The 19255-nt window shown below is 69.8% G+C and carries 19 protein-coding genes; 5 read left to right on the top strand and 14 right to left on the bottom strand.

Annotated elements, in window-relative coordinates; all coding sequences use genetic code 11:
* Positions 1-130 precede the first annotated feature (130 nt).
* The gene (locus tag AKH00_RS15140; protein WP_050723576.1) at positions 131-1123 is read left to right on the top strand and encodes a LacI family DNA-binding transcriptional regulator; all 993 of its coding nucleotides are present in this window, start codon (positions 131-133) and stop codon (positions 1121-1123) included.
* Position 1124: 1 nt separating this feature from the next.
* Here the strand turns inward: AKH00_RS15140 and AKH00_RS15135 are convergent, their stop codons facing one another.
* From AKH00_RS15135 to AKH00_RS15115, 5 genes are read right to left on the bottom strand one after another with little or no spacing between them, the layout of a single operon-like run.
* Complete coding sequence (locus tag AKH00_RS15135; RefSeq protein WP_050723661.1) at positions 1125-1964, bottom strand: ABC transporter ATP-binding protein; 840 nt, start codon at positions 1962-1964, stop codon at positions 1125-1127.
* A complete protein-coding gene (locus tag AKH00_RS15130; protein WP_082297673.1) occupies positions 1957-2817 on the bottom strand; it encodes an ABC transporter ATP-binding protein in 861 nt (286 codons plus the stop codon). The genes AKH00_RS15135 and AKH00_RS15130 overlap by 8 nt, the downstream gene beginning before the upstream one ends.
* Positions 2814-3725 carry an ABC transporter permease gene (locus AKH00_RS15125; RefSeq protein WP_050723575.1) on the bottom strand — a complete coding sequence of 304 codons (912 nt, stop codon included), beginning with the start codon at positions 3723-3725 and terminating at the stop codon, positions 2814-2816. Before AKH00_RS15125 ends, AKH00_RS15130 begins: the two co-directional genes overlap by 4 nt.
* On the bottom strand, positions 3722-4783 hold the full coding sequence (locus AKH00_RS15120) for an ABC transporter permease (protein WP_050723574.1): 1062 nt from the start codon (positions 4781-4783) through the stop codon (positions 3722-3724). Before AKH00_RS15120 ends, AKH00_RS15125 begins: the two co-directional genes overlap by 4 nt.
* Before the next feature lie 14 nt (positions 4784-4797).
* Positions 4798-6384 carry an ABC transporter substrate-binding protein gene (locus AKH00_RS15115; RefSeq protein ID WP_050723573.1) on the bottom strand — a complete coding sequence of 529 codons (1587 nt, stop codon included), beginning with the start codon at positions 6382-6384 and terminating at the stop codon, positions 4798-4800.
* Positions 6385-6532: 148 nt separating this feature from the next.
* Here AKH00_RS15115 and AKH00_RS15110 point away from each other — a divergent pair, with 148 nt between their 5' ends.
* The gene (locus AKH00_RS15110; protein ID WP_235556800.1) at positions 6533-7120 is read left to right on the top strand and encodes an Lrp/AsnC family transcriptional regulator; all 588 of its coding nucleotides are present in this window, start codon (positions 6533-6535) and stop codon (positions 7118-7120) included.
* Positions 7121-7129: 9 nt separating this feature from the next.
* Here AKH00_RS15110 and AKH00_RS15105 read toward each other — a convergent pair whose 3' ends face one another.
* From AKH00_RS15105 to AKH00_RS15095, 3 genes are all read right to left on the bottom strand, one after another.
* The gene (locus tag AKH00_RS15105; RefSeq protein ID WP_050723572.1) at positions 7130-7558 is read right to left on the bottom strand and encodes a hypothetical protein; all 429 of its coding nucleotides are present in this window, start codon (positions 7556-7558) and stop codon (positions 7130-7132) included.
* A 75-nt stretch (positions 7559-7633) separates the two neighbouring features.
* Positions 7634-7993 carry a hypothetical protein gene (locus tag AKH00_RS15100; protein WP_235556799.1) on the bottom strand — a complete coding sequence of 120 codons (360 nt, stop codon included), beginning with the start codon at positions 7991-7993 and terminating at the stop codon, positions 7634-7636.
* A gap of 133 nt (positions 7994-8126) precedes the next feature.
* Positions 8127-9140: a hypothetical protein gene (locus AKH00_RS15095; protein WP_050723571.1), complete on the bottom strand. Its 1014-nt coding sequence runs from the start codon at positions 9138-9140 to the stop codon at positions 8127-8129.
* Between the two features lie 97 nt (positions 9141-9237).
* Here AKH00_RS15095 and AKH00_RS15090 point away from each other — a divergent pair, with 97 nt between their 5' ends.
* Positions 9238-10221: a hypothetical protein gene (locus AKH00_RS15090; protein WP_050723658.1), complete on the top strand. Its 984-nt coding sequence runs from the start codon at positions 9238-9240 to the stop codon at positions 10219-10221.
* Between the two features lie 46 nt (positions 10222-10267).
* Positions 10268-11098, top strand: coding sequence for a zinc-ribbon domain-containing protein (locus AKH00_RS15085; RefSeq protein ID WP_050723570.1), 831 nt, complete (start codon positions 10268-10270; stop codon positions 11096-11098).
* 325 nt (positions 11099-11423) lie between these two features.
* Here the strand turns inward: AKH00_RS15085 and AKH00_RS15080 are convergent, their stop codons facing one another.
* The 6 genes from AKH00_RS15080 to AKH00_RS15055 form a co-directional block, all read right to left on the bottom strand.
* Positions 11424-11927 carry a GNAT family N-acetyltransferase gene (locus tag AKH00_RS15080; RefSeq protein ID WP_050723569.1) on the bottom strand — a complete coding sequence of 168 codons (504 nt, stop codon included), beginning with the start codon at positions 11925-11927 and terminating at the stop codon, positions 11424-11426.
* Entirely contained in the window at positions 11920-12201 is a 282-nt protein-coding gene (locus tag AKH00_RS15075; RefSeq protein WP_050723657.1) for a type II toxin-antitoxin system TacA family antitoxin, read from the bottom strand. The genes AKH00_RS15080 and AKH00_RS15075 overlap by 8 nt, the downstream gene beginning before the upstream one ends.
* A gap of 29 nt (positions 12202-12230) precedes the next feature.
* A complete protein-coding gene (locus AKH00_RS15070) occupies positions 12231-12623 on the bottom strand; it encodes a DUF779 domain-containing protein (protein ID WP_050723568.1) in 393 nt (130 codons plus the stop codon).
* Positions 12624-12744: 121 nt separating this feature from the next.
* Positions 12745-14310 (bottom strand): acetaldehyde dehydrogenase ExaC, encoded by a 1566-nt coding sequence (gene exaC / locus AKH00_RS15065; RefSeq protein ID WP_050723567.1) that lies wholly within the window; start codon positions 14308-14310, stop codon positions 12745-12747.
* A 133-nt stretch (positions 14311-14443) separates the two neighbouring features.
* Positions 14444-15766, bottom strand: coding sequence for a GAF domain-containing protein (locus AKH00_RS15060; protein ID WP_050723566.1), 1323 nt, complete (start codon positions 15764-15766; stop codon positions 14444-14446).
* Between the two features lie 89 nt (positions 15767-15855).
* Positions 15856-17283 (bottom strand): CCA tRNA nucleotidyltransferase, encoded by a 1428-nt coding sequence (locus AKH00_RS15055; RefSeq protein ID WP_050723565.1) that lies wholly within the window; start codon positions 17281-17283, stop codon positions 15856-15858.
* A gap of 185 nt (positions 17284-17468) precedes the next feature.
* On the opposite strand from AKH00_RS15055, the gene AKH00_RS15050 reads away from it, so the two are divergent.
* Positions 17469-19226, top strand: a complete 1758-nt coding sequence (locus tag AKH00_RS15050) for an alkaline phosphatase family protein (RefSeq protein WP_152926217.1) — start codon at positions 17469-17471, stop codon at positions 19224-19226.
* Positions 19227-19255: the final 29 nt, after the last annotated feature.

The raw sequence follows: 19255 nt of genomic DNA, 5'->3' as shown, positions 1-19255 counted from the left end.
AATGGGAAAACGTTTCCCGTTCAACGTTGAAGGACACGATAGTTCCACGTTGAACTATAGTCAACTGTGAAGCGACGACCGGGTGTCGGTCGCTCCAGGACGGACCTCCGTCCAGCAGGGAGAAGACAGCATGCCCCGAGTGACCCTCGCCGACGTCGCCGCCCGCGTCGGCGTGAGCGCCAAATCGGTGTCGAACGTCGTGAACGGCACGGGCTGGGTCGGCGACGAGGTGCGGCAGCGCATCCTCACCGCGATCGACGAGCTCGGCTACCGCCCCAACCTCGCCGCGCGCCAGCTGCGCAACGGCCGCAGCGGGCTGATCGCCCTCGTGCTGCCCGACCTGCGCGAGCCGTACTTCGCCGAGTTCGCCGCGCAGTTCGTCACCACGGCGCAGGCGCGTGCGCTCACGGTGCTGATCGCCCAGACCGGCGCCGACCGCACGGCAGAACTCGCCATGATGGCCGGCGAGGGCTTTCCCGCGCTCGACGGCATCGTCATGAGCCCGCTCGCGCTCCGCCCGGGCGACCTCGACGAGCGACCTGCCTCACCGCCCCTCGTGCTGATCGGTGAGCAGGCCGAATCGCTGCTGACGCCCACCGTGCATCACGTCGGGATCGACAACGTGTCGGCCGCCGCCGCGGCGACCGCGCACCTCATCGCGCAGGGCCGCCGGCGCATCGCCGCGGTCGGAGTGCAGGAGTCCGGGCCCACCGCGACCTCGCGTCTGCGGTTCGACGGGTACCGGCAGGCCCTCGCCGACGCCGGGATCGCCGACGATCCCGCGCTGTACGCCACGGTCGAGCAGTTCAACCGCGCCGAGGGGTCGATGGCAGTCGAACGGCTGATCGCCAGCGGCACCGACTTCGATGCGCTGTTCTGCTTCAGCGACAGCCTGGCCCTCGGCGCCCTGTACACGCTCGGCACCCACGGCATCCCGGTGCCCGACCGGGTGCAGGTCATGGGCTTCGACGACATCGAGGAGGGACGCTTCCACATCCCCGCGTTCTCGACCGTCGACCACGGCGTCGAGCAGGCGGCATCCGCGATCCTCGACATCCTGCAGGACCCGCGGGCGGTGCCGGGGTCGCACCACGAGGTGCCCCACCGCCTCATCGCCCGCTGATTCAGCCGAGGACGGGTGGGATCTCCGACCAGGCGAGGCGCTCCTCCGCCGAGGGAGCCTCAGGGATGCGGCCGGCACCATCGGGCTCGGGAATCGCCGCGAGGAGGGCGCGGGTGTACGGATGCTGCGGCGCAGCCCACACGCGATCGGTCGGCCCCGATTCCAGCACACGCCCCGCGAACATGACGAACGTGCGGTCGGCGATGCGCCGCACGACCGCCAGGTCGTGCGAGATGAACAGCATCCCCGCACCCGACTCGGCGACCAGGTCGCGCATGAGACCGGCGACGCTCGTCTGGGTCGAGGCGTCGAGCGCCGAGATCGGCTCGTCCGCGACGAGCAGCGAGGGTCGCGCGGCGAGCGCCCGCGCGATCGCGATGCGCTGCTTCTGACCACCGGAGAACTGGTGCGGGAACCGCGTCGCGACGTTCGAGGGCAGACCGACCCGCTCGAGCCACTCCGCGACGGTCGACCCGGCCTCGCCGCGGGCACGAGCCGTCGCGATGCCGTCGGAAATCTGGTCGCCCACTCGGCGGCGGGGGTTGAGCGAGGTCGACGGGTCCTGGAAGACCATCTGGATGCCGGTCAGCGCGAGCGCGCGGCGACGGATGCCGAGCGGGGTGACGGGAGCGTCGCGGAACAGCACGGCGCCGCCCGCGAGCTTCTCGATGCCGACGACCGCGCGGGCCAGGCTCGACTTGCCGCTGCCGGACTCCCCCACCAGCGCGACGGTCTCGCCGGGGGCGACCTGCAGCGACACCTGGTCGACGGCGACGACGGGCGGATTTCCGGGGTAGCGCACCGACACGTCGCGGGCGTCGAGGACGGCGACCTCACTCATCGGCATCCTCCTTCTCCTCGGTCTCCTCAGCGGGAGCCACCGGGTCGCCCACCGCAGCATCCGGCACCGCTTCGATCCGAGAGCCGGGGAGCGCCGCGAGCAGTATGCGGGTGTACTCGTGCTGCGGGTCGCGGAACAGCGTCTCGCGATCCGCGCGCTCGACGATCTCGCCGTTCTTCATGACGGCGACCTCGTCGGCGATCGCGCTCATGACGCCGAGGTCGTGCGTGACCAGCAGCACCGCGAGGTTGCGCTCGGTCGCGAGATCGCGCAGCAGCCGCAGGATGCCGGCCTGCACCGTGACGTCGAGGGCCGTGGTGGGCTCGTCCGCCAGCAGCACCTCGGGATCGCAGGCGAGGGCGCAGGCGATCGCTATGCGCTGACGCTGTCCCCCCGAGAACTGGTGCGGGTAGCGCGACAGCGCCCCCTCCGGGTTCGGCACCTGCACGGTCTCGAGCAGCTCGATCGCCCTGGCCTTGGCCGCGGCTCCCCGGAGACCGAGGTGCACGCGCATGTGGTCGGTGAGCTGCCGCCCCACCGGCAGCTGCGGGTGCAGCGACGCGGAGGGATCCTGGAAGACCATCGCGACGCGTTTTCCACGGATGCGGTTGAGCGAGCGACGCCGCAATCCGAGCAGCTCCTCCCCCGCGAGCGTGATCGAGCCGCCGGTGCGGGCGGTGCGCGGGAGCAGGCCCAGCACCGCGAGCGAGGTCAGGGTCTTGCCCGATCCCGACTCCCCCGCGAGGCCGTGGATGCGTCCGGCGTGCAGGTCGAGCGAGATGCCGTGCACGAGCGGGCGGCCGATCGCGATGGTGAGGTCGCTGATGCGCAGAGCGGGAGCGGTGGCGTTCATGCCGATGCTCCCTTCGCAGAGGCCGCGTGGTCGGCCTGCTTCTCGTGCGTGACCTCGGCCGTCGGGTCGAGCACGTCGCGCATCGCGTCGCCGAGGAAGTTGAAGGCGAGCACGACCGTGAGGATCGCGAGACCGGGGAACACGCCCAGCCACCACGCGTCGAAGTTCTGCATGGCCGCCGAGATCATCGAGCCCCATTCCGCGGTGGGCGGCTGCGCGCCGAGGCCCAGGAACGACAGTCCCGACAGCAGCAGGATCGCGGCGCCGATGTCGAGCGTCGCGAGCACGAGCATGGGCCCGGCGATGTTGGGCAGGATGTCGACGAACAGGGTCCGCAGCGGCGAGTGCCCGAGGAGGCGGCCGGCGATCACGTAGTTCTGGCCGCGGAGACCGATCACGATGCTGCGGGTCACACGCGCGTACTGCGGCCAGGAGACGACGATGGCCGCGATCACCGCGTTGAACAGCGAGGGACCGAGAGACGCCGCGACGACCATCGCGAGGATCACGGTCGGGAACGCCATGAACAGGTCGGTGATGCGCATGAGCGTCTCGTCGACCGCGCGGCCGAAGTAGCCGGCGACCGCGCCGATCACGGTGCCGATCACCATCGCCGCGATCACGAGCATCAGCGCGAGCGGCAGGCTCACGGTCGCGCCGGTCATGAGGCGCGAGAAGATGTCGCGGCCGTTGCCGTCGGTGCCGAGGAGGGTGTCGACGCCCGGCTCCTGCAGGCGCGGCAGCACCTGGGCGTTGGGGCCGTAGGGCACCCACCACTGCGCCGTGAACGCCACGATCACCCAGGCGACGGCGATCACGGAGCCGATCACGCCGAGCGGGGTGCGCCAGGCGCGGGGCCAGCGGAACCGGAACCGCCAGGGCCCGGATGCCGAGTCGATGCGGCTCATGCGATCCTCACTCTCGGGTCCAGGACGCCGTAGAGCAGGTCGACGACGAAGTTGATGAGGAGGTAGATGACGCCGACCACGAGACCGACGCCCATGATGCCCGGGAGGTCGAGGTTCGCGGCGGAGTTGTACGCGTACGTGCCGAGCCCCGGCCAGGCGAACACCGACTCGACGAGCACGGTGCCCGACAGCAGCGAGCCGAAGGCGACTCCCACGACCGTGAGGATCGGGAGGGATGCCCCGCGCAGCACGTAGCCGACGATGACGCGCATCGCGGGAAGCCCCTTGGCCCGGGCCGCGCGCACGTAGTCGCTGCCCAGCACCTCGAGCACGGAGGTGCGGATGAATCGGGTCAGCAGGCCGATCGTCACGAGCGACAGGACGATGACCGGCAGCGCGAGGTGCGCGAGGGCGTCGAAGAATCCGACGCCGTCGCCGTTCAGGAGGTAGTCGACCGTGTAGAGGCCTGTCACTCGCGGAGGCGGAGTGATCGACGGGGAGATCCGCCCGGAGCCCGGGGCGATCCGCAGCTCGAGGAAGAACACGTAGAAGCTGACGAGCGCGAGCCAGAACGTGGGGACGCTGAGGCCGACGAGCGTCACGACGCGGATGACCTGGTCGGTGACGAGCCCGCGCCGGTAGGCGGCGAGCGTGCCGAGCACGACGCTGACCGCGAGGCTCAGGATGATCGAGGCGATCGCGATCTCGATCGTCGCGGGCACCGCGGTGGCGAGGTCGCTGGTGACCGGGCGTCCGGTCACCAGCGACGTGCCGAGGTCCCCGCGGAGCAGGTTCCCCATGTAGATGACGTACTGCACGAACAACGGCTGGTCGAGTCCGTTGGCCTTGATGAAGGCCTCGCGCGTCGCGGGGTTCTGCGACGCGCCCTCACCGAGCGCCGCCGAGACCGGGTCTCCCGGCACCAGGTTGGTGAGCAGGAACGTGACGATCGTCACGCCCACCAGAAGGAGCAGGGAGGTCCCGGCCCGGCGCAGCAGGTAGCCGACGAGCGGCGACCTGCGGCGCTGCGCCTGGCGTTGCACGGCCACCGTCGTCATGCGTCAGAGCCCTCTCAGCCGGCGGGCTGGATCTCGGCGATGTCCATCTCCCACACCGAGTTGTACACGGCGCCGGTGACGGCATCCGCCGTGGCGATGTTGCGACCGGGCACGATCAGCGGCACGAACGGGCCCTCGGCCTGCATGGCCTCGGCGAACGCCGTGAAGGCCTCGCTGCGCTGCGTCTCGTCGGTCGCGGCTGCAGCTCCGGCCGCGATGCCCGCGATCTCCGGGTTCGCCTCGGCGGCCCAACCGGCGCGCAGGCCGACCTTCAGTCCGGGGGCGAAGGGCAGGAAGTTCGCCGAGTCGGCGTAGTCCGGGCCCCAGAACCACAGACCGAAGCCCTCGGTGCCGTTGACGTACGCGTCGAGCTCGGTCGCGAACGGAGCGGGGGCGAGCTCGACCGTGATGCCGGCGTCCTCGAGCTGCGCCTGGACGCGCTCGGCGAGCGGGGTGAACTCGACGCCGCCGACCGGGTAGTCGTTCGGGAACTGCAGCTTCAGCGTCTGGCCCGTGTAGCCGGCCTCGGCGAGCGCGGCCTTCGACTTCTCGAGGTCCTGCTCCACGCCGCTGTCGAGGGCGCCCTCGAAACCGGGAGGGATGACGCCGGTGGCCTGCACCGCACCGGCGCCCGCGAGTTCGAGCAGCGCGTCGTAGTCGAGCGCGTAACGGATCGCCTCGGCGATCTTGACGTTCGCGAGGTCTCCGGCCACGGCTGAGGACTGGTTCAGGAGCAGGAAGATCGTCTGGCCCGAGGGGACCGACTCCACCTGGAGGCCGTCGCCGAGACCCGCGACCTGGTCGCCATTGAGGTCCATCGCGACCATCGAGTCGCCGCCCTTGAGGTTGGCGAGCTGCGTGGCGCTCTCCGAGACGTTACGAACGACGACGCGGTCGTAGCCGGCCTCCTCGTCTCCGTCGTACTCGTCGCTCTTGGTGAGCACGACCTGCGAGGAGAGGTCGAGCGTGTCGAGCACGAACGGACCCGAGCCCGCGGACTCGCCGTCGAGGAACTTCTGGGCCGTGTCGGTACCGTCGGTCGCGCCGCCGTTCTCGATCACGACGTCGGAGTTGAGGATGCCGAGGGCCGGGTTCGCGAGGATCGCGGGCAGCTGCAGCAGCGGGGTCTCGGACGTGATCGAGATCGTCTTGTCGTCGACCTCGGTGATCGTCAGGCCCGTGAGGAGGAAGTTCGGCTTCGCATCCTCCATGCCCTGGATGCGCTGCAGCGAGAAGACGACGTCCTTCGCCTCGATCGGCGAGCCGTCGGAGAAGACGCGGTCGCCCTCGAGCGTGAAGGTGAACTCGGTCGCGGCGTCGTTCTGCACCCACGAGGCGAGGCCGGGGACCGGGGTCGAGACGTCCGAGCCCTCGAAATCGACGAGGGTCTCGTACAACGCCTTCGCGATCATGTTGCCGGTGGGGTCGTAGCTGTGACCGGGGTCGGCGGTCTCGATCGAGAACGCCGTGTCGATCACGAGCGATCCGGACGAGGAGCCGCCATCGCTGGTGTTCGCGGAGTTGCCTCCCGAGCAACCGGCGAGCGCGAGGAGCGCGACCGCTCCGATCGCGATGACGGACGTGCTGCGACGTGACGACATGGGGGCCTCCCAGGGCGAGGGTTCATCGGGTGCGGACGTCCGAGAAGTGGACGACCGGTGATCAGATTCGCATCATATGGGACTATGTGTCCAGCGAGGATGCGATGGTCATCAAGGTCTGTCCAGTATCTCGCCGAGGAGGAGACATATGTCCAGTAAGGGCGCCACCGGGTCGCAGCATTCTGGACGAAGTGCCACTCCTCTGGACGACATCGCCTACAGAATCCTCGACACGCTGCGCGATAACGGTCGGATCTCGATCGCGGCGCTGGCCGAGAAGGTCGGGATCTCCCGCGCGAACGCCTACACCCGGGTGGAGTCGCTCATGCAGGAGGGGGTCATCACGGGTTTCAGCGCCACGGTCGACCAGGCCAAGGCCGGACTCTCGATCGGCGCCCTCGTGTTCGTCACCGTGCACCCGCAGGCCTGGGCGTCCTTCCGCGAGCGCGTGATCGAGATGCCCGACGTCGAGTGGTGCGCGATCACCACCGGCGAGCACGACGCCATGCTCCTCATCCGCGCCGTCGACGTGAGCGGCGTGCACGAGTTCTCCACCGGCGTGATCGCGCAGCTGCCCGAGGTTCGCACGGTCGTGAGCGTGGTCGTGCTCGACGAGGTCGTCCGGCGCGCGTTCCTGCTGCCGACGGACCTGCCCGAGCGTGACATGACCGTGCCGCTCGGGATGACGCGCTGGACACCGGCCTCCCCCGGGCGGGACGCGCTCCCGCCGCGCTGAGCACCGGGGTCAGATCGCGCGCAGCCGTGCCGCCTTGCGGTCGTCGATCCCCCCGCGCCAGCCGGACAGCGGGGGTGGGATGTCGGAGCGTGGGCCTCCCGTCCAGGCATCCGCGATCTCCCGGCGCGACACGAAGCGATCCCAGCCGGGAGCGACGCTCCCCGGGAGCGCTCCGAACTCCGACAGGCCGATGAGGATGCCGTAGCGCTGGTACCTGTCCGTGCCGGGAAGGATCCGAGCACGTGCCACGGCCTTCTCGAGGTCACTCGGGCGCGTACCGGACGGCAGCGCCGCGATCAGGCCGAGCAGAGCGCGCATCCGCTCGGAGTCGTCGGCCGTCGGCGTCGGAAGCCCCTCAGCGACGGCCGCCTCGAGATCCGGGAGGTGGTGGTGGGGCTGCTCGTTCCATGCCCAGCCGAGCGCGATGCGCAGCAGCACCTCCGTGACGTCCTTCGCGCGGGGCGGAGCGACAGTCCGATATTCATTCCATATCGGAATATCGCGCGCTGAGCGTCAGGCGGTGGGGACCTCTTCGCACACGCTGAGCTGCGGGAGGCCGTGCATCTCGTAGTGCTCCACGAGACGGATCAGCCCGTCGTCGGTGAGCTCGAGCTCGCTCTCGCCGTCACCGGTCACGACCGTTCCGTCGGCGACGAGCACGTGGACGAACGAGACCCAGATGGTGTCGGCCGTGCGGGTGCCGACGAAGCGTCCGAACGTCACGGTGTCACCCGAGTAGTCGCCCCAGATCGCGCCGTCCTTCTCCCGATACACGAACTCGCTGGGCCCCTCGGGATCGACCGCGGATGTCGTGGACGACACCATGCGGAACCGGCGGCCGTCGAGCGAGGGGATGGATGCTGTCGAGGTCACCCTCCGATTATGAGGGACGCCCCACACGGCCTCGGGCGCCCATCGTCAGGGGTCTCGCGCACTCGTGCGGGTGCGAGGTCCGTCGAGACGAAACGCGTCATCCCGGCATTCCGGAAGTGCTTTCGTCCATCCGTCATTCGAGATCGAGGCGCAGCAGACCAGGGAGGTGCGCGGTCTGGCCGCGCACCGCGAGCAGGAAGTCGGCGTAGTCCGGCGTCATCTGCACGCGCGAGGATCCGAGCACCATCGTGCGGGAGCGTCCGCTCGCACGCTCCAGCTTCATGCGCCGGACCGGGTAGCCCGTGGGCGTGAGCCAGATGCGGGTGAGCTGCACGAAGGGCACGTCATCGTCGTCCAGCCGCAGGCCCTGCGGACTCACGCCGATCCGCGCGGGGATGCTCGCGAGCACGCGTCGACGCTGCAGCGCACCGATCAGGAGTCCGATGCCGGCCACCCCGGCGAACGGCACGATCATCACGAGCGCCGAGAGCTCGCTGTCGAGGAAGCCGGGGGTGAAGGCGAACGCGAGCGCGGCCAGCGCGGCGGCGAGCGCGATCACCGCGCCGACGGTCAGCCCGGTCGCGAAGCCGCGCTCCTTCGAGGTGTCGACCGCGAAGGACGTCGGCAGGTGCGCGCGCGCCCGCGCCGCCTCGATCGGATCGGCGGCCGGCGGCTCGTCGATCGGATTCAGCACAGCCATGAGCTCGTTGAAGTCGGTGCGGGTGAAACCGGGGAGCTCGACGGTGATCTCCCGCCCGCCGCTGTACACGAGGAGGGCACGGGTCACGCCGCTGCGCAGCCCGTTCGTGCGGTGCTCGGTGATCTTCGAGCGGAACGCCGTCGTCGCACGCTCGAAGATCTCGCGGTTGCCGCCGCGACCGACTTCCACGTGGGACGGATGCACGGCGATGCGCACGTTGCGGAACCAGAAGATGCCGAGCCAGACGGCTGCCGTCAGGGCGACGGCCACGACGAGCACGATGATCCCGCGCGTCTCGACGTCCATCTGCCGGGGAAGGAACCGCGGCAGGATGAACAGCGTCGCAGCCGACAGCACCACCGTCAGCACCACCGCGCTCACGACCGCACGCGCAGGATGACGTCGGAACACGCGCCCGCTCGACACCACCGAGACCCCATCGACCATGCGCACTCTCCCCCGGGCTCCGGACTTTCCTCTGGCACAGTAGCGCTCCGCGGACCCGGCCGCACCACCGGAGGGATGCGCGGGTAGCGTGGTCCGCATGCAGTGGACCTCCGACATCTCGACCGGCGAGTGGCTGCGCGGGCTGCTCGACGATCCGTGGAACGCGTCGATGCACAGCGTCGTGCCGCACGGGTACCCCGCGTACGCACGCATCCTGCATCCCGGAGCGGTGCGCTCACTCCCCGACCAGGCGGTGCCCTCGCCGGAGGACTGGGTGCGACTCCCGCTCGCCGAGCAGAACCGGCTGATCGCCCTGTTCCACGACGAACCTGCGACGTGGGCCTCGACGGCCGCCGCCTTCGGCACCGAGGTGCATCCACTCGCGCAGTGGCAGCGTCTCGTGCGCACTCCCGTGGACGGCGACTGGCGCACCCGCATCGCCCCTGACGGACGCGAGTTCACGGCACCCATGGAGGGCGAGCTCGCCCCCGAGGTCGTCGCTGCCGTCGCCCGTCATCTCGTCGCGCACACCACCACGCCGGACGCCGGGGCCGCGGCGCTCTGGGAGGGTTTCGGCGGACTTCTCGGCCACCTCGGGCACACCCCCTCGCGGGCGTTCCTCACGTTCGACGACACGAGCACCGAGGACCCGCACCACCAGGCGATGCTCGACCGCAGCATCCATGATCCGCTCAACAACGCCTTCCGGAAGCCCACCTGGCAGGAGGGCATCCTGTCGCGAGAGGTCTCGGAGGGGCCACGGCTCGAGTTCCTCGACCGGGCGTACGTGCTGTTCGAGGCGTCCGCCCGCGAGTTCTCGTCGCCGGACTGGGTGCTCGACGCGCCCTGGCGCGACCTCCCCGGCGAGGAGCACGGCTTCCCGCCGAGCGCGCAGAGCCCTAACATCCTCTGGCCCGAGGACCGCGCCTGGGTGATGGTGAGCGAGATCGACTTCGACTCGACCGTCGTCGCCGGATCGGCCGAGCTGGTCGAGGCGCTGTGCGCCGACCCGGCGCTCGAGGCTCTGCCGCTGCGCGAGGGCGCGGAGCTCGGCTGGGACGCCGACGACGTCAACCGCTGACGCTCGTGACGCCCGCCGTGTCGGTGCCCGGCGCTACTGTCGCCGCATGGCGGAGCCGGTGCAGCAGTGGTGGGCGAGAAGGCAGTTCTCGCGCGGGCTCGACGTGCCCTACGAAGTGGGGACGTTCCGCGTCGGCTGGGCCGCCTACCCTGAGCTGATCCGGCAGTACCACCCCGAGCTCAACCACGGCGTCGTCCTGTCGCAGATCCCGCTCGCCGCCGATGTGCTGCTCTGCTGGGAGTGCGCCCTCGGGCACCGCTTCGCGGCCACGCCCTCCGAGCAGCGCGAACGTCCCGGTCGGGTGCGGCGACGATCGGCGTGGTGCCCGGAGTGCTCGGCGCTCGCCCGACCACAGCCCGTCGTGCTCGGGGAGGCGCGGGCGATACCCAGGGCACCGCGACGACGAGAGCCCGCGCTCTGCACCAAGACCCCCGATGTCCCGACGGGCACGGCGTTCGCGAGCGCGTGCGCACCGAAGCCGGCGTCGGCCGCCGAGGGGCGCCTGCGAGCGGAGCTCGTCTCCCGCCTGCTCTTCGACACCGGCGCGAATGCCGTGAAGGTCGCCCGTCCGTTCTTCCGGCACACCGAGGTGTGGCCCGACATCGTGCTGCCCGAGCTGCGGATCGCGGTCGAGTACGACACGGTCGGCCGTCACGGCCTCGAGCACGTGGGAAAGCGGCAGGATGCGGATCTGCGAAAGGACCGGGCGCTGCGCGCCGCCGGGTGGGAGGTCGTGCGCATCCGCACCGGAAGGCTCGAGCGCCTCGGCCCGCACGACCTGCAGATGTCGTCTGTCGGCGCGACGGGAGTCACGCGACTGCTCGACGTCTTCCGCGACGTCCGCGGCGACCTCCTGGTGGACGCCTATCTGCGGTGACGCGATGCATCCGAGGTGTGGGGGTGGGTGCTGTTGGGGATCAGCTGCCCACCCCATCCCCCCTCGGGATCAGAAGAAGATCTGACTCTCCCTCCGCAGGACGGTCGAACCGTCCACCACGCGTGGTCAGCTGGGGACTGACGAATCAACGCGTATGGGGCAATGCTATGCCTGCGAACGTTGCACGGAATTGCGCCAACCGATCTCGTTCTTGCGTTCGATTAACCGGTTCGAATCCCGCATCCGCGCAACCGATTTCACGCTCAGATTCGTGCATATGCGGAGAATCTGCTCGGACCACGGCACTGCTCCGACGAGGCCGGAGTCAGCGCATGAGCGCGACGCGTGCGTCGGCAGTCCGCAGGTACAGCGTGCGCTGCGCATCGGGGAAGCGGGTGAAGCCGAACCGCTCGTAGAACGGCACGACGTCGTCGGTGATGGCGTGCACGATCACGGCGTGGATACCGATGGTCTCGGCGGCCTCGAGCGCGCGAAGCGTCGCATGCTGCAGGAGGGACGCGCCGAGACCGCACCCGGCGAACTCCTCGTCGACCGCGAGGCGGCCCAGCAGCACCACCGGGATGGACGAGGGCATGCCGGCGGAGAGTGGTGCCGCCCCATCCCCGCGATCGATCGCGCTGGAGGAGAGACAGTAATAGCCTGCGACGCGCCCCTCCCGGGTCACCGACGCCATGGTGCGGGAGGCGCCGCTCCGCTCGTTGCGGCACGCGCGACCGCGGAGCCAGAGGTCGAGGCTCTCCACCCCGCAGCGGAACTCCGAGAGCACGTCGCCGGTCGCGAGCGGACGCGGGGTCAGGAACTCAGTCAACGAAGACGGATCCGCGGTTCATCAGCTCACGCAGGCCGTCTACCGACCGCGCCGGACGATCCATCACCTCGAGGAAGGCGTCGAACCGCACCGCGTCCACCCGCAGCCGACGCTCGCGCTGGATCACCTCCTGCGCCCGCTCGACGAGCGCGGACGAGGAGAAGTCGGTCACGGATCGCCCCTCGATCGCAGCCGCCTCCTCGATCGCCTCCTTCTGCTCGGCCGTGACACGGAACTCCAGGCGAGCGTTCTTGAGCGATGAGGAAGGAGTCATGACTTGAGTGTACGGCAGATCGCCGTACGTCAACGCGTGAGCGCGAAGTAGTCCAGTTCCGCCTCGTTGAGCATCCGGGAGCGGATCAGGAACCTCATCCCCGTCGGCCCCTCGACCGAGAACCCCGCTCCTCGCCCCGGCACGACGTCGATGGTCAGATGCGTGTACTTCCAGTATTCGAACTGCGACTCCGACATGTACACCTCGACGGGCGCGTCGAGTCCGACGTCCAAGTCGCCCAGCAGCACGTCGCTCGGGCCGGTCAGGAACATCCCGATCGGGTAGCACATGGGCGAGGAGCCGTCGCAGCATCCGCCGGACTGGTGGAACATGAGCGGCCCGTGCTGCGCCGTGAGGTCGCGGATCAGGGATGCCGCGGCATCCGTCACATCCACGCGCTGGTACCGGCCGATGCTGACCATCACGTTCTCCTCTCATCGGGCGTTTCGTCTCGCTCCGCTCGCTCAACGACCGGGGCGATGATGCCTCGGTCGTTGAGCGAGGAGCGGAGCGACGAGACGAAACGCGTTCCGCTCCTCTGGATCAGAAGAAGCCCATGGGCCCGTCGGCGTACGAGACCAGCAGGTTCTTGGTCTGCTGGTAGTGGTCGAGCATCATCTTGTGGTTCTCACGGCCCACGCCCGACTGCTTGTACCCGCCGAACGCGGCGTGCGCGGGGTACTGGTGATACGTGTTGGTCCAGACGCGTCCCGCCTCGATCGCCCGACCGGCACGGTAGGCCGTGTCGCCGCTGCGGCTCCAGACCCCGGCGCCGAGCCCGTAGAGCGTGTCGTTCGCGATCGAGATCGCGTCGTCGTAGTCGTCGAACGAGGTGACCGAGAGCACGGGCCCGAAGATCTCCTCCTGGAAGATCCGCATGTCGTTCGTGCCCTCGAACACGGTGGGCGCGACGTAGTACCCCTCGGTCAGGTCGCCGCCGAGGTCGACGCGCTCCCCTCCCGTCAGCAGCCGGGCGCCGCCCTGCTTCCCGATGTCGATGTAGCTGAGGATCTTCTCCAGCTGGTCGTTCGACGCCTGCGCGCCGATCATGGTGGCAGGATCCAGCGGATTCCCCTGTACGACCTTCCCGACCCGTGCCAGGCCGTCGGCGAGGAAGCCGTCGTAGATCGACTTCTGGATCAGCGCCCGCGAGGGGCACGTGCAGACCTCGCCCTGGTTGAGCGCGAACATCGTGAAGCCCTCGAGCGCCTTGTCGTAGAACGGATCGTTCGTCGAGCGCGCGACGTCCTCGAAGAACACGTTGGGGCTCTTGCCTCCGAGCTCGAGCGTGACCGGGATGAGGTTCTGCGAGGCGTACTGCATGATCAGGCGACCCGTCGTGGTCTCGCCCGTGAAGGCGACCTTGCGGATGCGCTTGTGCTGCGCGAGCGGCGCCCCGGCCTCGATGCCGAAGCCGTTGACGATGTTCACGACGCCGGCCGGCAGCAGGTCGCCGATGATCTCGAACAGGAACAGGATGGATGCCGGGGTCTGCTCAGCCGGCTTGATGACGATGCAGTTTCCTGCGGCGAGCGCCGGCGCGAGCTTCCAGACCGCCATGAGGATCGGGAAGTTCCACGGGATGATCTGGCCCACCACCCCGAGAGGCTCGTGGAAGTGGTACGCCACGGTGTTCTCGTCGAGCTGGCTGATGCCGCCCTCCTGCGCACGCAGCACTCCGGCGAAGTAGCGGAAGTGATCGATCGCGAGCGGGATGTCGGCGGCGAGCGTCTCGCGCACCGGCTTGCCGTTCTCCCAGGTCTCGGCGACCGCGATGCGTTCGAGGTTCTGCTCGATGCGGTCGGCGATCCGGTTCAGGATGACCGAGCGCTCGGCCGGGCTGGTCTTGCCCCAGGTCTGGAACGCCTTCCACGCGACGTCCACCGCACGGTCGACGTCCTCGACCGTGCCTCGGCCGACCTCGGTGAACGGCTTGCCGTTGACCGGGCTCACGTTCTCGAAGTACTGGCCCTTCACCGGCTCGACGAACTCGCCGCCGATGTAGTGGCCGTAGCGCGGCCGGTAGTCGGCGATCGATCCCTGCTGGCCGGGCGCCGCGTACACGGCGGAGGCGGGTGCGGCTGCGACGTCTTCTTCGACGATGGTCATCGGTGACTCCTTCGACGGGCCGCGGCTCCGGTGCTCTGCGGCTGATGCTCCGACGGTAGGTCGGCGAACGTTGCGCCGCCGTGCGCAACGTTGCGACGGGTTGCGAGGCCGATCGCGGGCGGAGAAACGGAGGTCAGCCGCGTTCGAGGCGTTCGATGCGCGTGACGAGTCCGGCACGCCTGGGCGATCGTGCGGGCAGCATCTCGAGCGCGAGGCGCAGCGCCTCGGCATCCGCCTGACCCTCGGGGATCTCGGCGTAGGCGAGCAGCACGTCGAGGCTCGCCTCCGACAGCATGACCTCCCGGAGAGCCGCGCGCACCGTCTCGCGGAACTCCTCCACCCCCGGCGAGGTCGACTCCGGCAGCACGGGGCCGCGGTAGGCGGTCAGGGCCACGCGGTGCGCTCCCCGGTCGAGGAGAGAGAGCACGTCGTGCGCGTCGGTCTCGAGCGGGACGGCGAGTCGGTACGGACGGGACTCCGGCACGAGACTCGGCGCGTGCTTCTCGAGCACCTTGCGCAGACGCACCATCTCGGGGCGGAGAGTGTCCGGCGATGCGTCCGCGCCGTAGACGAGCTCGCTCAGCCGCTCCGCGGACAGGCCTTGCCGGTGCAGCGCGAGCATGAGGAGGATCGCCGCGTGGCGGGCGCTCAGCTCGATGACCGACTCCTCCAGCTCGGTCTCGGTCTCGAGTCGGGCGCGGTCGCGACCCAGCACGTGCAACGTCGCCCGCGTCGTGGGCTTCGGACGGGAGGCCATCGTGGTCGCCCGCGGCGCCTCCGACCTCTGGCGGAGTCGCGCCACCAGCATCTCCGACTCGACGGCCCGCGCGGTGGCGTCGACCAGGAGCCGGGCCTGCGTCGTGACGACCTCCTCGCCGCCGGTGATGTCGATCACTCCGACGACGCGCTGGGTCTCGGGATCCCGCACCGGGGCGGCGGTGCACGACCAGGGATGCACGAGCCGGTTGTAGTGCTCCGCGCCGCGGATCTGCACCGACTGCCCGAGGGTCAGCGCGGTGCCGGGAGCGCTCGTACCGACGGCATCCTCGGCCCAGTTCGCCCCCGCGATGAAGCCCATCCCCTCGGTGAGGGACTGGAGCTGGCGGTCGCCCTCGATCCACAGCAGCCGTCCGGCCTGGTCGCCGACCGCGATGACGACTCCGGATTCCTCCGGCGACCCGGGCAGCAGGAGCGCCCGGATCATGTCCATCGCCGAGGCGAGCGGATGCGTGCGGCGGTACTCCTCGAGCTCCTCGCTCATGAGGTCGATCGGCGGCGCGCCCTCGGGGCCGACCCGTCCCCGCCAGGACCGCACCCACGACTCGCGCACGAGCGGTCGCACGGACTGCAGCCGCTTGTCGTCGAGATTGCCGGCGAGGAGCTCCTCGTGCGCGCGCTCGATGAGGAGTCGGGAGGCTTCAGGACCCTCGCGCGACACCTGCCACGACGCGACCACGGCGTCTCCGATCGTCGTTGGTGGAGCGTGTCCCCAGTGTAGGAGCCGGATACCGTTCGCGATAGGCGCTGCGAGCGGATGTCGGCGACTCAGGCGCGCGCGGCCCACCAGTCGCGGAGGCGCTGCTCGGCGGCATCCGTGCCGATGACGCCCTCGTCGAGGCGCAGGTCGAGCAGGAAGCGGTATGCCTCGCCGACCTCGCGGCCGGGGGCGATGCCGAGCACCTGCTGGATGCGGTTGCCGTCGAGCTCCGGGCGGATCGAGTCGAGTTCCTCCTTCTCGCGCAGGGCGGTGATGCGCGACTCGATGTCGTCGTAGGCGGCGGCCAACCGCTGCGCCTTGCGCTTGTTGCGCGTGGTCACGTCGGCGCGGGTGAGGATGTGCAGCCGCTCGAGCTCGTCTCCGGCATCCCGCACATAACGGCGCACCGCCGAATCGGTCCACGCGCCCTCGCTGTAGCCGAAGAACCGCAGATGCAGCTCGATCAGCGTCGCGACCGCATCCGTCGTGGCGGTGTCGAAGCGCAGCGCCTGCATCCGCTTGCGAGCCATGCGGCAGCCGACCACGTCGTGATGGTGGAAAGTGACGGCCCCGCCGTCCTCGAGCTTGCGGGTGCGCGGCTTGCCGATGTCGTGCAGCAGCGCGGCCAGGCGCAGGGCGACGTCGGGCTTCTCGCCGGGATGCCGCGACCGCTCGAGCTCGATGGCCTGGCGCAGCACGGTCAGCGAGTGCTCGTAGACGTCTTTGTGATGGTGGTGCTCGTCGACCTCGAGGCGCAACGCGCTGACCTCGGGCAGGAACTCGTCGATCAGGCCGGTGTCGACCAGCACACGGATGCCGCGCACCGGGTCGTCGGTCTGCAGGAGCCGCACCAGCTCGGACTGCACGCGCTCCGGACTCACGATCCCGAGGGTCTCCCGCAGCTGTGCGATCGCGTCGGTCGTGGCGTCCTCGATGCGGAACCCGAGCTGCGCGCTGAAGCGCGCGGCGCGCAGCATCCGCAGCGGATCGTCGCCGAATGACACCGCAGGATCGGCCGGGGTCTGCAGCACGCCCGCGACGAGGTCCTCCACGCCGCCGGTCGGGTCGATGAGCTTCACCGCGGGCACCTGCAGCGCCATCGCGTTCACCCGGAAGTCGCGGCGCACGAGGTCGGCGTCGATCGTGTCGCCGAACTCGACCGTGGGCTTGCGCGTCACACCGTCGTAGCTGTCGGCCCGGTAGGTCGTGATCTCGACCTGCTCGCCCTGCACCCGCGCGCCGATCGTGCCGAACGCGCGGCCGATGTCCCACTGCGCAGTCGACACCGGCTTCACGATGCGCAGGATGTCGTCGGGCAGCGCGTTCGTGGTGAAGTCGAGGTCGTTCGTGGCGCGGCCGAGCAGGGCGTCGCGCACGGGACCGCCGACGACGGCGAGGTCGAACCCCGCGGCCTGGAAGGCGTCGGCGAGGGTGCGGACGACCGGATTCTCGGCGAGCGCGCCGAGTCGGGCGAGGCCGTCGGCCATGTTGAGCATGGGTTCCAGCGTACCCGGGGGCGTGTTCGCTTCCGATCTCCGGGCACAGTTTCGGATGCCGGGGGCGGCGCGCCGCGGCATCCATCTCCCCGCCCCGCGTGTCGGGTGCGACCTCCGAAGCTATGCCCGTCAGTGGCCGCCCCACAGGGGTGCGACCACGGCACGACCGTCCTAGGATCGGGCACGTGACGGCAGACGACGAGAAGGCCCCCCGCGACACCTCACGGCGCGGCTTCCTGAAGATGGGCGGCGCTGCGCTCGCGGGCGCCGTCGTGGGCGGGGCAGGCGGCGCGGCGATCGGCGCCTCGGTCGCCGGGAACCAGCGGGACGGGTTCGCCGCCGAGCCCGATCCGTTCTCGGCACTCACTCCGCGCAGCGAACCCGGCTTCGACCATCTCGTCGTCGTGATGGGCGAGAACCGGTCATTCGACAACCTGCTCGGCTACCTCTACACGCCGGAGACGCTGCCCAAAGGCGAGACCTTCGAAGGTCTGGCGTTCGGGGCCCACAGCAACACGGCGTCCGACGGCACCGTGGTCGACGCGCACGTGTACACGGGCGACACCGACCGCATCATGAGCTACCCCGACCCCGACCCGGGTGAGGAGTACCCGCACGTCAACACGCAGATCTTCGGGACGGTCGACCCGAAGGGCAACGCCGACCTGTTCGCCGAGCAGATGACCGCGCCGTTCAACGCGCCGACGCACGGTGAGAAGGCGACGATGTCGGGGTTCCTCGAGGACTACATCATCAACTTCCGCCGGCTGCGCAAAGGCGAGCCGCCGGCCGCCGCGGAAGCCGCGCACATCATGGGCTCCTTCTCGCCCGAGATGCTGCCCGTGCTGTCGACCCTCGCCTCGGAGTTCGCGGTGTTCGACCACTGGTTCGCCGGCGTCCCCTCCCAGACCTTCTGCAACCGTTCGTTCTTCCACGCCTCGACCTCGCACGGCTTCGTGACCAACCAGGGGGGTGCCGGCTTCGGCAAGTGGCTCTCGGCCCCCGCCGCGCCGACGGTGTTCAACCGGCTCGAAGACAAGAAGGTCAGTTGGAAGATCTACATCGACAAGCTCCAGCTCGTGTCCTACACCGGGATGCTGCACACAGCCGTGCTGGAGAAGTACTGGCGCACCGAGCACTTCGGCTTCATGGAGGACTTCTACGCCGAGGCGAAGGCCGGCACCCTGCCCGCCTACGCGTTCATCGAGCCGCGGATGGTCTACGACCACAACGACTTCCACCCGCCGTTCGGGTCGCCGCGGGAGGGCGAGGTCGACGGTCGCGAGGTGTTCGACAGTGCGATCTCCGACGTCCGCGCGGGCGACCGGCTGATCCACGACGTGTACGAGGCGGTGCGCACGAGCGCCTCGCCGAAGGGATCGAACGCGGTCAATACGCTGCTGCTCATCACGTTCGACGAGCACGGCGGCACCTACGACCACGTGCCCCCACCCGCCGCGACCAAGCCCACCAAGGACACGGGTCCGGGCGAGATGGACTTCACATTCGACCGGCTCGGATGCCGCGTGCCGGCCATCGCGGTATCGGCCTACACGCGGCGCAACACGATCATCCACGACGAGATGCACCACGGCTCGGTCATCGCGACGCTCTCCCGACTGCACGGTCTGCAGCCGCTGAACGACCGGGACCAGTCCGCGAACACGCTCGACAACGTCGTGAACCTCGACAAGCCCCGGCATCCGGCCGACTGGCCTGTCACGACCCCGGCCTACACTCCCCCGAACCCCGAGGAGCAGAAGCCGCAGGACGGCGTCGAGGCGCAGATGAAGCCGCTCACGCCGCCCGCCCGCGGGCTCCTCGGCCTGCTGATCGCGAAGTACGGACGACCCGACGAGCCCGAGCCGCAGACGTTCGCCGACGCCTACCGTCTGCTGCACGAGCACGGGGAGGAGCTGTTCGGTCCTCCGAAGGGCTCCTGACGACGCCCGGGCACGATTTCGGATGGCGG

The sequence above is a fragment of the Microbacterium sp. GCS4 genome, from assembly GCF_001262495.1.
GTDB lineage: Bacteria > Actinomycetota > Actinomycetes > Actinomycetales > Microbacteriaceae > Microbacterium.
This window is presented reverse-complemented; position numbering and strand designations above follow the sequence as displayed.

What these genes read in the sequence shown, in the direction of transcription:
- AKH00_RS15135 (WP_050723661.1), bottom strand. Translation starts at nt 1,964, where the DNA reads ATGAGTGAGGTCGCCGTCCTCGACGCCCGCGACGTGTCGGTGCGCTAC.
- AKH00_RS15090 (WP_050723658.1), top strand. Translation starts at nt 9,238, where the DNA reads ATGCAGTGGACCTCCGACATCTCGACCGGCGAGTGGCTGCGCGGGCTG.
- AKH00_RS15130 (WP_082297673.1), bottom strand. Translation starts at nt 2,817, where the DNA reads ATGAACGCCACCGCTCCCGCTCTGCGCATCAGCGACCTCACCATCGCG.
- AKH00_RS15095 (WP_050723571.1), bottom strand. Translation starts at nt 9,140, where the DNA reads ATGGTCGATGGGGTCTCGGTGGTGTCGAGCGGGCGCGTGTTCCGACGT.
- AKH00_RS15120 (WP_050723574.1), bottom strand. Translation starts at nt 4,783, where the DNA reads ATGACGACGGTGGCCGTGCAACGCCAGGCGCAGCGCCGCAGGTCGCCG.
- AKH00_RS15085 (WP_050723570.1), top strand. Translation starts at nt 10,268, where the DNA reads ATGGCGGAGCCGGTGCAGCAGTGGTGGGCGAGAAGGCAGTTCTCGCGC.
- AKH00_RS15140 (WP_050723576.1), top strand. Translation starts at nt 131, where the DNA reads ATGCCCCGAGTGACCCTCGCCGACGTCGCCGCCCGCGTCGGCGTGAGC.
- AKH00_RS15115 (WP_050723573.1), bottom strand. Translation starts at nt 6,384, where the DNA reads ATGTCGTCACGTCGCAGCACGTCCGTCATCGCGATCGGAGCGGTCGCG.
- AKH00_RS15110 (WP_235556800.1), top strand. Translation starts at nt 6,533, where the DNA reads ATGTCCAGTAAGGGCGCCACCGGGTCGCAGCATTCTGGACGAAGTGCC.
- AKH00_RS15070 (WP_050723568.1), bottom strand. Translation starts at nt 12,623, where the DNA reads ATGGTCAGCATCGGCCGGTACCAGCGCGTGGATGTGACGGATGCCGCG.
- AKH00_RS15125 (WP_050723575.1), bottom strand. Translation starts at nt 3,725, where the DNA reads ATGAGCCGCATCGACTCGGCATCCGGGCCCTGGCGGTTCCGGTTCCGC.
- AKH00_RS15075 (WP_050723657.1), bottom strand. Translation starts at nt 12,201, where the DNA reads ATGACTCCTTCCTCATCGCTCAAGAACGCTCGCCTGGAGTTCCGTGTC.
- exaC (WP_050723567.1), bottom strand. Translation starts at nt 14,310, where the DNA reads ATGACCATCGTCGAAGAAGACGTCGCAGCCGCACCCGCCTCCGCCGTG.
- AKH00_RS15055 (WP_050723565.1), bottom strand. Translation starts at nt 17,283, where the DNA reads ATGCTCAACATGGCCGACGGCCTCGCCCGACTCGGCGCGCTCGCCGAG.